Source organism: Cognatilysobacter bugurensis, from assembly GCF_014652095.1.
GTDB lineage: Bacteria > Pseudomonadota > Gammaproteobacteria > Xanthomonadales > Xanthomonadaceae > Cognatilysobacter > Cognatilysobacter bugurensis.
The window spans coordinates 449,121-462,368 of the sequence record NZ_BMYD01000002.1; the positions used below are offsets into that span (position 1 = coordinate 449,121).

A 13,248-nucleotide genomic window follows, 5' to 3' on the forward strand; every position below is an offset into this window, starting at 1 on the left:
TTTCGGGGTTCACGTGAAGGCGCCGTGGCCTGGCGCCGTCACGCGATGTAGCGGCGGCGGTCGATAAACGCGGTGGGGTCTTTTTCCACCGCACGCCATGACCCCCGAACTCGCCATCCTGCTGCTCATCTTCGGACTGCTCGTCGTCCCCCGGGCGCTGCAGCGCTTTCGCATTCCCGCGCCGGTCACGAGCCTCATTGCCGGCATCGCCGCCGTGTTCGCGTTCGGCGACGCCACGCATGACCCGATGCTCGCGCTGCTGTCGTCGATCGGCATCTCCTCGCTGTTCCTGTTCGCCGGCCTGGAGGTCAACCCGGCGGCGCTGCGGCGGCGGTGGAAACCGCTGCTCGCGCATCTGCTCGTGCGCAGCGCGTCGCTGTTCGCGCTCGGCTGGCTCGCATGGCGCTATCTCGACCTCGGCTGGCAGGCCGCCGGCCTGCTCGCGCTTGCCGTGCTGACGCCGTCGACCGGTTTCATTCTGGACACGCTAGAGCGCCTCGGGCTCGACGACGACGAGACGTTCTGGGTCACGAACAAGGCGATCGCGGGCGAAATCGTCGCGCTCGGCGCGCTGTTCATTGTGCTGCAGGCCGGTGATCCGCTCGACCTCGCGATCTCGAGCGGCGCGCTGCTCGCGCTCGTGATCGGCGTGCCGCTGCTGTTCATCGCGCTCGGTCGATGGGTCGTGCCGCATGCACCCGGCTCGGAGTTCTCGCTGCTCGTGATGGTCGGCCTCGTCGGCGCGTATATCACCTACAAGCTCGGCGTGTACTACCTCGTCGGTGCGTTCATCGTCGGCGTCGTCGCGCGCCTGCTACACGAGCGCATGCCGAGCCTTGCGTCCGAGGAAAACCTGCACGCGCTGCGGCTGTTCGCCACGTTCTTCGTGCCGATGTACTTCTTCAGCGCCGGCACCCACGTCCCGCCATCGGCGCTCGGCTCCGACGCGCTGCTGATCGGGCTCGGGCTCACTGCGGCGCTGCTGCCGCTGCGCATCGGCATCGTGTGGCTGCAGCGGCGCGTGATGTTCGGCGAGAGCGCCGGGAGCAGCTTGCGCGTCGCGCTCGCGCTCACTCCGACGCTCGTGTTCACGCTCGTGCTCGCAGGGATCCTGCACCAGCGCTTCGGACTCAGCGACACCTGGCTCGGCGCGCTCGTGATCTACACGGTGCTCAACACGATGCTGCCGTCGCTGCTGCTGCGCGCGCCGATCGACGTCAGCCCGAACGCGCCGGGCGCCGAGCACCCCGAGGACGAGGCGCCGCGCGACTCGCCAGCCGAAGTGCCCGAGCCGGTCCTCGATTCGCCGGCCGGGCCGCCCGTTGCGGCTTCGTCGCCCGCGGCGCGACCTTGACCCACGGCAATCCGGCCCCACACTGCTCGCGGTTCCCGCCATCCCCGCCACCATGCCGATCTACGCCTTCGAATGCGCCGCCTGCGGCCACCGTTTTGACCGCCTGCAGAAGATGTCCGACGCCGACCCGACCGACTGCCCGCAGTGCGCGCAGCCGCAGGTGCGCCGTCAGCTGACTGCGCCGCAGTTCCGTCTGGCCGGCGGCGGCTGGTACGAGACCGATTTCAAGAAGGACGGCGACAAGAAGCGCAACCTTGCCGACGGCGGCTCGGGAGGCGAGGGCAAGTCCAGCGACACGAAGCCGGCCGAGTCCAAGCCGGCAGAGACGAAAAGCGAGGCCAAGCCCGCCGCGCCGGCAAAGTCCGACGGCTGAGGCTCCCAGGGCAGGTCACGTCCCGGCGTGGCCCCGTCGCCGGGCGACGGCGGCTGCGGCCACGGACGCCGCCGCCCGTTGTTCACGGCAGCGCCCGAGCCGCGCCTGCCGCCCGGGCCGCTAAACTAGCCGGCTTTCCGGCGCCCCGCGCCGGCGCGACTCCGGAGCTTCCATGCGTACCCATTTCTGCGGCCTCGTCGACGAGAGCCTGATCGGCCAAAGCGTGACCCTGTGCGGCTGGGCGGACGTCGCCCGCGACCTCGGCGGCCTGTGCTTCATCGACCTGCGCGACCACGAAGGCATCGTCCAGGTCGTCGCCGAGCCGACCGACGAGGGCAATGCCGAGGTCATGGCCGCCGCCGCGCAGGTCGGTTACGAGGACTGTCTGCGCATCACCGGCACCGTGCGTGCGCGCCATTCGGTCAACGACAAGATCAAGACCGGCCGCGTCGAAGTCGTCGCGACGAAGATCGAGGTGCTCAACAAGGCCGAGCCGCTGCCGTTCCATGCGCACGAGAACCCGGGCGAGGACATCCGCCTGCAGTACCGATACCTCGACCTGCGCACGCCTGCGATGCAGCGCAAGATGCGCACGCGCACCAAGCTGGTCGCGGCGTTGCGCCGCTACCTGGATGAGCGCGGCTTCCAGGACATCGAAACGCCGATCCTGACCAAGGCCACGCCCGAGGGTGCGCGCGACTTCCTCGTGCCAGCACGCATGCACCCGGGCGAGTTCTACGCGCTGCCGCAGAGCCCGCAGCTGTTCAAGCAGATCCTGATGATGGCGGGCTTCGATCGCTACTACCAGATCGCGCGCTGTTTCCGTGACGAGGCGTTGCGCGCCGACCGCCAGCTCGAATTCACGCAGCTCGACATGGAGTTCGCGTGGGTGTCCGAGCGCGACGTGCAGGACACGGTCGAGGACATGATCCGCGTCGTGTTCCGCGAGGTGATCGGCGTCGAACTCGATGCGCAGTTCCCGCGCATGACGTTCGAAGAGGCGATGCGCCGCTACGGCTCCGACAAGCCAGACCTGCGCATCGCGATGGAATTCACCGACATCGCCGAGCTCGTGAAGCAGTGCGAGTTCAAGGTGTTCACCGACTGGGCAAACCACGAGGACGGTCGTGTGATCGCGCTGCGGGCGCCGGGCGCCGCGTCGCTCAGTCGCAAGCAGATCGACGACTACGCCGCGTATGCCGGCAAGTTCGGCGCGAAGGGCCTGGCGTGGATGAAGGTCGAGGACACGGCGAAGGGCCGCGAGGGCATCAGCTCGCCGATCGCGAAGTTCATCGACGACGAGACGCTGGCCGCGATTCTTGAGTCGACCGGTGCGCAGAGCGGCGACGCAATCTTCTTCGGCGCCGCGACATACAAGACCGCGAGCGATTTCATGGGCGCGCTGCGACTGAAGCTCGGCAAGGATCTGAACCTCGTCGAAGCCGGCTGGCGTCCGCTGTGGGTCACCGACTTCCCGATGTTCGAATGGGATGAGGACGAAGGCCGCTACGTCGCGCTGCACCACCCGTTCACCGCACCGGCGGTCGATTCGATCGACGATCTGCGCGCGAACGCGAAGACCGCGGTGAGCCGCGGCTACGACATGGTGCTCAACGGCAATGAGATTGGCGGCGGTTCGATCCGCATCCACAACTCGAAGATGCAGTCGGCCGTATTCGACCTGCTCGGCATCGGCGCGGAAGAGGCCGAGGCGAAGTTCGGCTTCCTGCTCGACGCGCTGAAGTACGGCGCGCCGCCGCACGGCGGCATCGCGTTCGGCATCGACCGCATCGCCGCGCTGATGGCGGGCACCGAATCGATCCGCGACGTCATCGCGTTCCCGAAGACGACGACGGCGCAGTGCACCATGACCGGCGCACCGTCGCCGATCCCGGACGCGCAGCTCGCCGAAGTGCACGTCGCCGTGCGCGAAACGCCGAAGGCCTGAGATGGGCTACGCGATCCGCCGCGCGGGCGTCGACGACGCGCTGACGCTCTCGCGCCTCGCGGCGCGCACGTTCACCGAGGCGTTCGGGCATCTGTACGAGCCCGAGGACCTCGAGACATTCATCGCCGACAGCTACGCGGTCGAAAAGCAGGCGACGATCCTGGCGCACTCCGAATACGCGGTGTGGTTCCTCGAGCATGACGACGAGGCGGTCGGCCACTGCGCGGCCGGCCCGTGCGGACTTCCGCACGCGGACGTGCAGCCGGGGGACGGCGAGCTCAAGCGCCTGTACGTGCTCGCGGCGCACCAGAACGGCGGCTGGGGCGGAAAGCTGTTCAAGACCGCCGAGGACTGGCTGCTGCGCAATGGCCCGCGCAGGCTGTGGATCGGCGTGTGGAGCGAGAACCCGGGCGCGCAGCGCTTCTACGCGCGGCAAGGGTTCGAGAAGGTCGGCACGTATGAGTTCCCGGTCGGTCGCGTGCTCGACATCGAATTCATCCTACGGCGCGACGCGAGCGCAGGCGCCCGCGAACGCTAGGCGACGTCGGGACACCGCGAAGCAGCCAGCTTCGCGTCGTGCCGAACGCGTTAGGTGATTTCTTGCCCCTGGAACACCCGCCGATGCGCGAGCGCGAGCATCGCGCGGTCGCCGGGCGAGTCGCCGTAGGCGTGGATGCGCTTGTACGCGCCGAGGTCGAACGTGGCGCGCACGCGCCGCGCCTTCTCGTCGAAATCGCACTGCGCGCCCGCGAAGCGGCCGGTCAGGCGGCCGTCGCGCGCCTCGAGCGACGAGCACAGCAGCTGCACGTCGTGCATGCGGCACCACTCGGCGAGGTAGAGATCGAGCGAGGCGGAGACCACGGCGACCGTGTCGCCGGCCTCCTGGTGGCGTTCGATCGCCCGCATCATGTCCGGACGCGCCACGCGGGGCAGGGCGGTGCGCGCGTAGGTGTGGGCGATCTCCTGCACGCGTGCGTGCTCGTCGCCGCTGAACGCCACGCGCACGACCTGCGACCGGATCGCGTTCGACGAGACGACGCCGAGCCGGTAGCCGACGATCGTCGGCGTGAGCAGCGCGCGCCCGAACGCGATGCGGCGCGGCGACAGCGCACAATGGATGAAGTCGGTGAACGTGTCGCGCGTGGTGATCGTGTGGTCGAAATCGAACAGCGCCAGGTCCATGGTCCGTCACGGAGGCATCGGTGAACGCCGTGAAGGGTAGCCCGGACGCAGCCCCTAGTGCCGCGCAGGTGCGGCGTGTCGTGCTGCTGCACGGGCTGTGGATGCCCGCGGCTTCGATGCAGGTCCTCGCCCGGCGGCTTGTGCGCCGCGGCTTCGAGCCCGAGCTGTTCGGCTATGCCACGGTTGCCGGCGGGCCCGAGCGCGCCGTGCCGCGGCTCGCCGACCGCCTCGCGGCCGCGCCGTGCCACGTGCTCGCCCACAGCCTCGGCGGACTGCTCATCGTGCACACCCTGCGCGCCGAGCCCGGCCTGCCGGTCGCGCGCGCGGTCTGCCTGGGCTCGCCGCTGTGCGGCAGCGCGGCGGCCGACGGCGTGGCCCGTGCGCCCGCGATCGGCCGCCTGCTCGGACGCAGCGCCGGCCTGCTGCGCACGGGCTGCACGCCGTGGCGCGGGCGGACGCAACTCGGCGTCATCGCCGGCTCCCGCCCGCGCGGGCTGGGGCAGATGTTCGGCCGTTTCGACGGGCCCTGCGACGGCACCGTGTCGGTCGCCGAGACCCGGCTGGCGGGCCTGGCCGACCACGTCGTCATCGACGCGAGCCACTGCGGGCTGCTGCTGTCGGGCGACGCGGTCGCGCTCGCCGCGCACTTCTTCGCCCACGGCCGCTTCCGCGAACCCGGCGCAGCGCAGGCGGCGCAAGCGTTGGAGTAGAATCGCCGCCCCGCCACACAGCCGATACGCCCATGGGTCGCGGACCGTCGATCGAAGCCCGCAAGAATGCCGTCGATGCCCAGCGCGGCAAGATCTTCACGAAGATCATCCGCGAGATCGGCGTCGCCGCACGCCAGGGCGGCGGCGACCCGGGTGCGAACCCGCGCCTGCGCGCCGCGATCGACAAGGGCCTGTCGGTCAACATGACGAAGGACGTGATCGAGCGCGCGGTCAAGAAGGCGACCGGCGAGCTCGAAGGCGTCGAGTACGAGGAAATCCGCTACGAGGGTTATGCGCCCGGCGGCGTCGCGGTGATCGTCGACTGCCTCACCGACAACCGCGTGCGCACCGTGGCGGACGTGCGCCACGCGTTCTCGAAGTTCGGCGGCAACCTCGGCACCGAAGGCTCGGTCGCGTTCATGTTCCGCAAGCTCGGTGTGCTGTCGTTCGAGGCCGGCGCGGATGAGGACCAGCTCACTGAAGCGGCGATCGAAGCCGGCGCGGACGACGTGGTCGTCTACGACGACGGTGCGATCGACGTGATCACCGCGCCGGACGCGTTCGGCGACGTCAAGGCCGCCCTTGAGGCGGCCGGGCTCGCGCCCGCGATCGCCGAAGTCACGATGCGCGCCGACAACGACGTCGCCGTGGCGGGCGACACCGCGCAACAGGTTGCCAAGCTGCTGGGCTGGCTCGAGGACATGGACGACGTGCAGTCGGTGTACTCGAACGCCGATCTCGACGAAGCGGCATTGGCCTGAACGGCCGGGATTCGGAACGGGCATTGGACATTCGCAACGGCGGCCCGACCGCCTTCCGAAGCTCCGATCACACACGCTGATGCAGACGAATCCCGAATCCCAGAGGCCGGCTCCCGGCACGACGCGCATTCTCGGCATCGACCCCGGCTCGCAGCGCACCGGCGTCGGCCTGATCGACGTGGGCGGCGATGGCCGGTGCACGTACGTGCACGCGACCGCGCTCAAGCTGCTCGACGCCGCCGATTTTCCGGCACGCCTCGGCCTGCTCTGCGAGGGGCTCAATGCGATCGTCGACGCCTGGCGTCCGACCCAGGTCGCGATTGAAACCGTATTCATGGACAAATCCGCGACGTCCGCGCTCAAGCTGGGCCATGCGCGTGGCGCGGCGCTCGCGTGCGTCGTGCTTCGGCAGTTGCCCGTCAGCGAATACGCGCCCCGCGTGATCAAGCAATCGCTCGTCGGCAAGGGCGCCGCCGACAAGGTGCAGGTGCAGCACATGGTGCGCCTGCTGCTGAACCTGCCCGACGCGAAGCTGCAGGCCGACGCGGCCGATGCGCTCGCGGTCGCGCTCACGCATGCGCACATGAGCGCCACTGCAGTGCGCTCGGGCGTTGCCACCCACCTGCTGCGCCGTCGCTGATGCGCCGCGCGGCCCGAACCTTCGAGATCGGAGCGCGCACATGATCGGTCGCCTCAAGGGCATCCTCGTGCACAAGCAGCCGCCGTGGCTCGTCGTCGACGTGGGCGGCGTCGGCTACGAGCTCGAGGCGCCGATGAGCACGTTCTACGACCTGCCCGAACTCGGCCGCGAGATCGCGCTGTTCACGCATTACGCGCAGAAGGAAGACAGCGTCTCGCTGTACGGCTTCCTGCGTGAGGGCGAGCGCCGGCTGTTCCGCGACGTGCAGAAGGTCACCGGCGTGGGCGCGAAGATCGCGCTCGCGGTGCTGTCGGGCACGAGCGTCGACGAGTTCGCGCGGCTCGTGCAGTCCGGCGACATCACCGCGCTGTGCCGCATTCCGGGCATCGGCAAGAAGACCGCCGAGCGCATGGTCGTCGAACTGCGCGACCGCGCCGCGGACTTCGCCGGTGCGGGCGCGACGCTCACGCCGGGCGGCGCGCCAGCCGATCCGCAGAGCGAGGCGGTGATCGCGCTGCAGCAGCTCGGCTACAAGCCCGCCGAGGCCGTGCGCATGGCGCGCGAGGCGACCGCCGCGGGCGACGATGCCGCGACGATCATCCGCAAAGCCCTAAAGTCCGCGCTCCGCTGAGCGCGGCCCCGCATTCGAGACGCTCGTGACCGGTTCCGCAGGCATGAATTCCCAAACCCACGGCGAGGGGCTCGCCGGCCATGGCAACGCGGGACTCGCTGCGCTCGTCGTCGGCGCGGTGGGCGTGGTGTTTGGAGATATCGGCACCAGCCCGCTGTACACGATCAAAGAGATGTTCCACCCGCACTTCGGGCTGACGCCCGACGCGGCGACCGTCAAGGGACTGCTCTCGCTGGGCTTCTGGTCGCTGATCCTCGTCGTCACGCTGAAGTACGTGATCGTCATCATGCGCGCCGACAACGACGGCGAGGGCGGGATCATGGCGCTCACCGCGCTCGCACAGCGGTCGCTGCAGAAGGGGTCGCGGCTTAGTTACGTGGTCGGCATCCTCGGCATCTTCGGGGCGTCGCTGTTCTTCGGCGACGGCATGATCACGCCTCCGGTCACGGTGCTTGGCGCCGTCGAAGGGCTGAACGTCATATCGCCTGCGTTTGGGCAGCTGATCGTGCCGATCAGCGTGGTCATCCTCATCGCTCTTTTCGCGTTCCAACGATTCGGCACCGAGAAAGTCGGCAAAGCCTTCGGCCCGATCATGATGACGTGGTTCATCGTGATCGCGACGCTGGGCATCTGGAACATCGCGCAAAACCCGATCGTGCTGCGTGCGCTCAACCCGTACTGGGCGTGGTACTTCTTCGCTTCGCACGGTTGGCACGCGGTGCTGATCCTCGGCGCGGTGGTGCTCACCGTGACCGGTGGCGAGGCGCTGTACGCCGACATGGGCCACTTCGGCAAGCGCCCGATCCGCTGGGGCTGGTTCGGCTTCGTGCTGCCTGCGCTCGTGCTCAACTACTACGGACAGGGCGCTGTGCTGCTCGGCGATCCATCTGCCGTTGACAACCCGTTCTACCGCGCCGTGCCGGCGTGGGCACAGTTCCCGATGCTCGCACTAGCGACGCTCGCCGCGGCCATCGCATCGCAGGCTGTTATCACCGGCGCGTTCTCCGTCACGCGCCAAGCCATCCAGCTCGGCTACCTGCCGCGGCTGAGCATCCGACACACCTCGCGCGAGACGATCGGCCAGATCTACGTGCCGTCGATCAATTGGATGCTGCTAGGCGCAACGATCGTGCTTACGCTCTCGTTCCGCTCGACGTCGAATCTCGCCACCGCATACGGGTTGTCCGTGACGGGCACGATGCTGATCGACACGCTGCTGCTGGCCGTGGTCGCCTACAAGCGCTGGCCGGACTCCCGCCGCTGGGTACTGCCGCTGTGTGCAATGTTCTTCGTGATCGACATGGCGTTCCTGATCGCGAACGGCGCAAAGTTGTTTTCAGGCATCGGCGCGTGGGTGCCGCTGCTCATCGGTGTGGTCTCCTTCACGATGATGCGCACCTGGCGCCGCGGCCGGCAGCTGCTGCATGAAGAGGTGCAAAAGGAGGGCATCCGCCTCGACACCTTCCTGCCCGGGCTGATGCTCGCGCCGCCGGTGCGCGTGCCGGGCACGGCCGTGTTCCTGACGACCGACCAGGGCGTCGTGCCGCACGCGCTGCTGCACAACCTCAAGCACAACAAGGTGCTGCACGAGCGCAACGTGTTCCTTACGGTGCAGACGCTCACCGTGCCGATTGCGCACCGCCGCCTGAAGATCGACGAGCTCGCCGACGGCTTCCACCGCGTGGTGATCCGCTTCGGATTCATGGAGTCGCCAGACGTGCCACTCGCTCTCATGCGCGCCGGTGACATCGAGGGCGGCATTTGCTTTGACCCGATGGCCACCACGTACTTCGCAAGCCGCGAGACGATCGTCGCGAGCGCGCGCCGCGGCATGCCCGAATGGCGCGACCGGCTGTTTGCAGTAATGCATCGCAACGCGGCGCCGGCTTCCGGGTTCTTCCGTATTCCAGGCAACCGGCTCGTCGAATTGGGCACCCAGGTCGAGATCTGAGCGCGGCGGCAAGCTGCGCTCAGCTCAGCGCAGCGAAGCGTTCCACGCGGTCGGTCGCCCCGGAGACGATGAGGATGTCGCCAGATTCGATCAGCGTGTCGGGCTTGGCATATGTGAAGTCCGCGCGTGAGCGCTTCACGCCCACCACGGTCACGCCGTAGCGGCTGCGCAGTGCCGATTCACTGAGCGTTTTGTCCCAGGCCTCTCGCGGCGCCTTGGTCTTGACGATCGCGAAGCCGTCGTCGAACTCGATGAAGTCGATCATCTTGCCGGTCACGAGGTGCGCGACGCGCTCGCCCATCGCGGCCTCGGGATATACAACGTGATGCGCGCCGGTGCGCTCGAGGATGCGCCCGTGCTTGGTCGAGATCGCCTTCGCCCAGATGTCGGTCACGCCGATCTCCTCGAGCGCGAGCACGGTGAGCACGCTGGCCTCCACGTCCGAGCCGATGCCGACCACGGCGCGGCCGAACTCGCCGACGCCGAGCCGGCGCAGCACGTCCGCGTTCGTCGCATCGGCCTGCACGACATGGGTCAGCGTGTCGGCCCAGGTCTGCACGAGGTCGGGATTTTCGTCGATGCCGAGCACGTCGTGCCCGAGGCGGGCCAGCGAGTCAGCGACTGCGCCGCCGAAGCGGCCCAGCCCAATGACCACGACACTGTCGGCGCGTTGCGAACTGGACCTAGCCAACGATGGGGCGCTCCTCTGGATAGCGGTAGGGCAGGTTGCGCCCGCGCAGCGCGAGCGCGGTGGCGACCGTCACGGGGCCGACGCGACCGATGAACATCATCACGACCAGCATCAGCTGGCCGGACGGCGGCAACTCGCCGGTGATGCCGGTCGACAGGCCCACCGTCGCGGACGCCGAGATCACTTCGAACACGACGACCACCAGCGGCAGTTCGGTCACGCTCATCAGGGCGAGCGTCCCGAACGCGATCACGCTGACGCCGAGCAGCGCCACGGTCAATGCCTGGCGCTGCACGTCGGCCGGGATCGTGCGGCCGAACGCGAACGTATCGGGACGCCCGCGCACCTCGGCCCAGACCACGAGGCCGAGCAGGAAGAACGTGGTGATGCGGATGCCGCCGGCCGTGCTCGCGCTGCCACCGCCGATGAACATCAGCACGTAGTTCACCGCGAGCGTTTCAGATTTCAGCGTGCCCATGTCGAGCGTGTTGAAACCCGACGAGCGGGCGCTCACCGAATGGAACATCGCATTGAGGATGCGCTCGCCGGTGCCCATCGGCGCGAGCGTCTGCGGGTTCGTCCACTCGTACGCGCCGATCGCCAGCGCGCCGCCGAAAAACAGGAATGCCGTGCCGAGCAGCGTGATCTTGGTGTGCACCGACCAGCGGGGCCACCGCCACGGCTCGCGGCGCAGCTCGTGAAGCACCGGGAAGCCCAGCCCGCCGACGAGCACCGCGATCATCATCGGCACCAGCACGAGCGCATCGTCGTAGAAGCCCATGACGCTGTCGGAGTACGTCGAAAACCCCGCGTTGTTGAACGCCGACACAGCGTGGAAGAGCCCGTTCCACAGCGCCGTGCCAAAAGGCTGGCCATAGCCGAAGTGGAAGCGCAGCGTCAGCACGACGGTCAGCGCGGCCTCGACGATCAGCATCACTCGCAGGATCAGCCACACCACGGCCATCACGTCGACGAGGTCCATGCTGCGCGTCTCGGCCTGGGCGATCAGGCGCGTGCCCAGCCGCAGGCGCTTGGAGACCAGCAGCACCAGCAGCGTCGCACCGGCCATGATCCCGAGGCCGCCGAGCTGGAACAGCACGAGGATCACGACCTGCCCGAACGCCGACCAGTAGGTCGCCGTGTCGACCACCGTCAGCCCGGTCACGCAGATCGCGGAAACCGCGGTAAAGAGCGCGGTCACCCACGGTGCCGATCCCGGACCGGCGTGCGCGAACGGCAGCGATAGCAACGCGGTTCCGATCGCGATCACCGCGAGGAACGCCAGGGGCACGAGCCGTGCCGGGTGCCGGATGCCGCGTTGCTGCAAGGCGTTGGGCCGGGATCGGAAGCGCGCGATTGTGTCACGCGCCCGGCGGCCGGGGCGTCGGCTGCGCCTGCACGCGAGCGCGTGCGACGATAGCGGCATGAGTTCAGACCGCATCATCGCCGCCGGCGCCACGCGCGAGGACGAGGCCCTCGAGGCTTCGATCCGCCCCAAACGGCTCGACGAGTACCTCGGCCAGGTGCCCGTGCGCGAGCAGATGAAGATCTACATCGAGGCCGCGAAGGCACGCGGCGAGGCGCTCGACCACGTGCTGATCTTCGGCCCGCCCGGGCTCGGCAAGACCACGCTGAGCCACGTGATCGCGAACGAGCTCGGCGTCGGCCTGCGCCAGACCTCCGGCCCGGTGATCGAAAAAGCCGGCGACCTCGCGGCGCTGCTGACGAACCTGCAGCCACACGACGTGCTGTTCGTCGACGAGATCCACCGGCTTTCGCCCGTCGTCGAGGAGGTGCTGTACCCGGCGATGGAGGATTACCAGATCGACATCATGATCGGCGAGGGCCCCGCGGCCCGCTCGATCAAGCTCGACCTGCCGCCCTTCACGCTGATCGGCGCGACCACGCGCGCGGGGCTGCTCACCGCGCCGCTGCGCGACCGCTTCGGCATCGTGCAGCGCCTGGAGTTCTACAGCGCCGAGGAGCTCACGCGCATCGTGCGGCGCTCTGCGCAGATCCTCGGGATTCAGTGCGATGCCGACGGCGCGGCCGAGATCGCGCGCCGCTCGCGCGGCACGCCGCGCATCGCGAACCGCCTGCTTCGCCGCGTGCGTGATTTCGCGCAGGTGCGCGCAGGCGGCGTGATCACCAGTGAAGTCGCCGACGGCGCGATGGCGATGTTGAAGGTCGATCCCCAGGGATTCGACGAGCTCGATCGACGCATGCTGTCCACGATTATCGATGCGTTCGACGGCGGCCCGGTCGGCGTCGAGTCGCTCGCCGCGGCGCTCAGCGAGGAGCGCGGCACGCTCGAGGACGTCATCGAGCCGTACCTCATCCAGCAGGGTTACCTGATCCGCACCGCGCGCGGCCGCATGGCCACGCAGAAGGCGTACCGGCACCTCGGGCTGACGCCGAGGCGCGATGCGACCGCAGGCTTGCGCGATTCCGGCGACCTGTTCTGACTGATCAACGCGTTCGCCGGCAGGGTGCGATGCCGTGCGCATCGGCCCGCGCGGCCGCGGCGCCGTACGCCGGTCGCCCCATCGACTTCCAGTCTTCAGCTCAGCCTTAACGCATGTTCATCCTGCCCGTCCGTGTTTACTGGGAAGATACCGACGCTGGCGGCGTCGTCTATCACGCGCGCTACGTGGCGTTCTGCGAACGCGCACGCAGCGAGTGGATGCGCGCCTGCGGCTACGGGCAGGACGGTTTGCGGCAGTCGCACGGCGTGATGTTCGCCGTGCGGGCGATGACCCTGGACTTCCTCAAGCCTGCGCGGCTCGACGACGCGCTGGAGGTCGGCGTCGAACTCACGGATTGTCGGCGCGCGAGCCTCGTGTTCCGGCAGGACGTGCGTCGCGGAGACGAGTTGCTGCTGACGGCCACCGTGCGCGTCGCCGCGCTCGATGCCGCGACGTTCAAGCCGTGCCCGATTCCGCCCGCGCTGTACGACCAACTCAAATCCCTCGAACACGACCCGCACGCATGAGCGGGGCACGGAGAA

At 68.7% G+C, this 13,248-nt stretch carries 14 protein-coding genes; 11 read left to right on the forward strand and 3 right to left on the reverse strand.

Features of this window, described 5'->3' with window-relative positions:
- The first annotated feature begins 97 nt into the window (after positions 1-97).
- From IE075_RS09140 to IE075_RS09155, 4 genes are all read left to right on the forward strand, one after another.
- The gene (locus tag IE075_RS09140) at positions 98-1,354 is read left to right on the forward strand and encodes a cation:proton antiporter (RefSeq protein WP_189455651.1); all 1,257 of its coding nucleotides are present in this window, start codon (positions 98-100) and stop codon (positions 1,352-1,354) included.
- 52 nt (positions 1,355-1,406) lie between these two features.
- Positions 1,407-1,727 carry an FmdB family zinc ribbon protein gene (locus IE075_RS09145; RefSeq protein WP_189455653.1) on the forward strand — a complete coding sequence of 107 codons (321 nt, stop codon included), beginning with the start codon at positions 1,407-1,409 and terminating at the stop codon, positions 1,725-1,727.
- 172 nt (positions 1,728-1,899) lie between these two features.
- Complete coding sequence (gene aspS, locus IE075_RS09150; RefSeq protein ID WP_189455655.1) at positions 1,900-3,675, forward strand: aspartate--tRNA ligase; 1,776 nt, start codon at positions 1,900-1,902, stop codon at positions 3,673-3,675.
- A 1-nt stretch (position 3,676) separates the two neighbouring features.
- Complete coding sequence (locus tag IE075_RS09155) at positions 3,677-4,213, forward strand: GNAT family N-acetyltransferase (protein ID WP_189455657.1); 537 nt, start codon at positions 3,677-3,679, stop codon at positions 4,211-4,213.
- A gap of 50 nt (positions 4,214-4,263) precedes the next feature.
- On the opposite strand, the gene IE075_RS09160 is transcribed toward IE075_RS09155, so the two are convergent.
- Complete coding sequence (locus IE075_RS09160) at positions 4,264-4,857, reverse strand: HAD family hydrolase (protein ID WP_189455658.1); 594 nt, start codon at positions 4,855-4,857, stop codon at positions 4,264-4,266.
- A 101-nt stretch (positions 4,858-4,958) separates the two neighbouring features.
- Here IE075_RS09160 and IE075_RS09165 point away from each other — a divergent pair, with 101 nt between their 5' ends.
- From IE075_RS09165 to IE075_RS09185, 5 genes are all read left to right on the forward strand, one after another.
- Positions 4,959-5,567, forward strand: coding sequence for an esterase/lipase family protein (locus tag IE075_RS09165; protein WP_189455885.1), 609 nt, complete (start codon positions 4,959-4,961; stop codon positions 5,565-5,567).
- A 32-nt stretch (positions 5,568-5,599) separates the two neighbouring features.
- Positions 5,600-6,328, forward strand: coding sequence for a YebC/PmpR family DNA-binding transcriptional regulator (locus IE075_RS09170; protein WP_189455660.1), 729 nt, complete (start codon positions 5,600-5,602; stop codon positions 6,326-6,328).
- A 79-nt stretch (positions 6,329-6,407) separates the two neighbouring features.
- Positions 6,408-6,968: a crossover junction endodeoxyribonuclease RuvC gene (gene ruvC, locus IE075_RS09175; protein WP_189455662.1), complete on the forward strand. Its 561-nt coding sequence runs from the start codon at positions 6,408-6,410 to the stop codon at positions 6,966-6,968.
- Positions 6,969-7,008: 40 nt separating this feature from the next.
- A complete protein-coding gene (gene ruvA / locus IE075_RS09180) occupies positions 7,009-7,599 on the forward strand; it encodes a Holliday junction branch migration protein RuvA (protein ID WP_189455665.1) in 591 nt (196 codons plus the stop codon).
- A gap of 43 nt (positions 7,600-7,642) precedes the next feature.
- Positions 7,643-9,550, forward strand: coding sequence for a potassium transporter Kup (locus tag IE075_RS09185; protein ID WP_189455667.1), 1,908 nt, complete (start codon positions 7,643-7,645; stop codon positions 9,548-9,550).
- Between the two features lie 19 nt (positions 9,551-9,569).
- On the opposite strand, the gene IE075_RS09190 is transcribed toward IE075_RS09185, so the two are convergent.
- Complete coding sequence (locus tag IE075_RS09190; RefSeq protein ID WP_229792430.1) at positions 9,570-10,205, reverse strand: potassium channel family protein; 636 nt, start codon at positions 10,203-10,205, stop codon at positions 9,570-9,572.
- A 28-nt stretch (positions 10,206-10,233) separates the two neighbouring features.
- A complete protein-coding gene (locus tag IE075_RS09195) occupies positions 10,234-11,685 on the reverse strand; it encodes a TrkH family potassium uptake protein (protein WP_343224901.1) in 1,452 nt (483 codons plus the stop codon).
- Between IE075_RS09195 and ruvB the strand changes: the two genes are divergently transcribed.
- Both ruvB and ybgC read left to right on the forward strand, forming a co-directional pair.
- The gene (ruvB, locus tag IE075_RS09200; RefSeq protein WP_189455673.1) at positions 11,666-12,706 is read left to right on the forward strand and encodes a Holliday junction branch migration DNA helicase RuvB; all 1,041 of its coding nucleotides are present in this window, start codon (positions 11,666-11,668) and stop codon (positions 12,704-12,706) included. The two genes, IE075_RS09195 and ruvB, sit on opposite strands and share 20 nt — an antisense overlap.
- Before the next feature lie 113 nt (positions 12,707-12,819).
- The gene (gene ybgC / locus IE075_RS09205; protein ID WP_189455675.1) at positions 12,820-13,233 is read left to right on the forward strand and encodes a tol-pal system-associated acyl-CoA thioesterase; all 414 of its coding nucleotides are present in this window, start codon (positions 12,820-12,822) and stop codon (positions 13,231-13,233) included.
- Positions 13,234-13,248 lie beyond the last annotated feature (15 nt).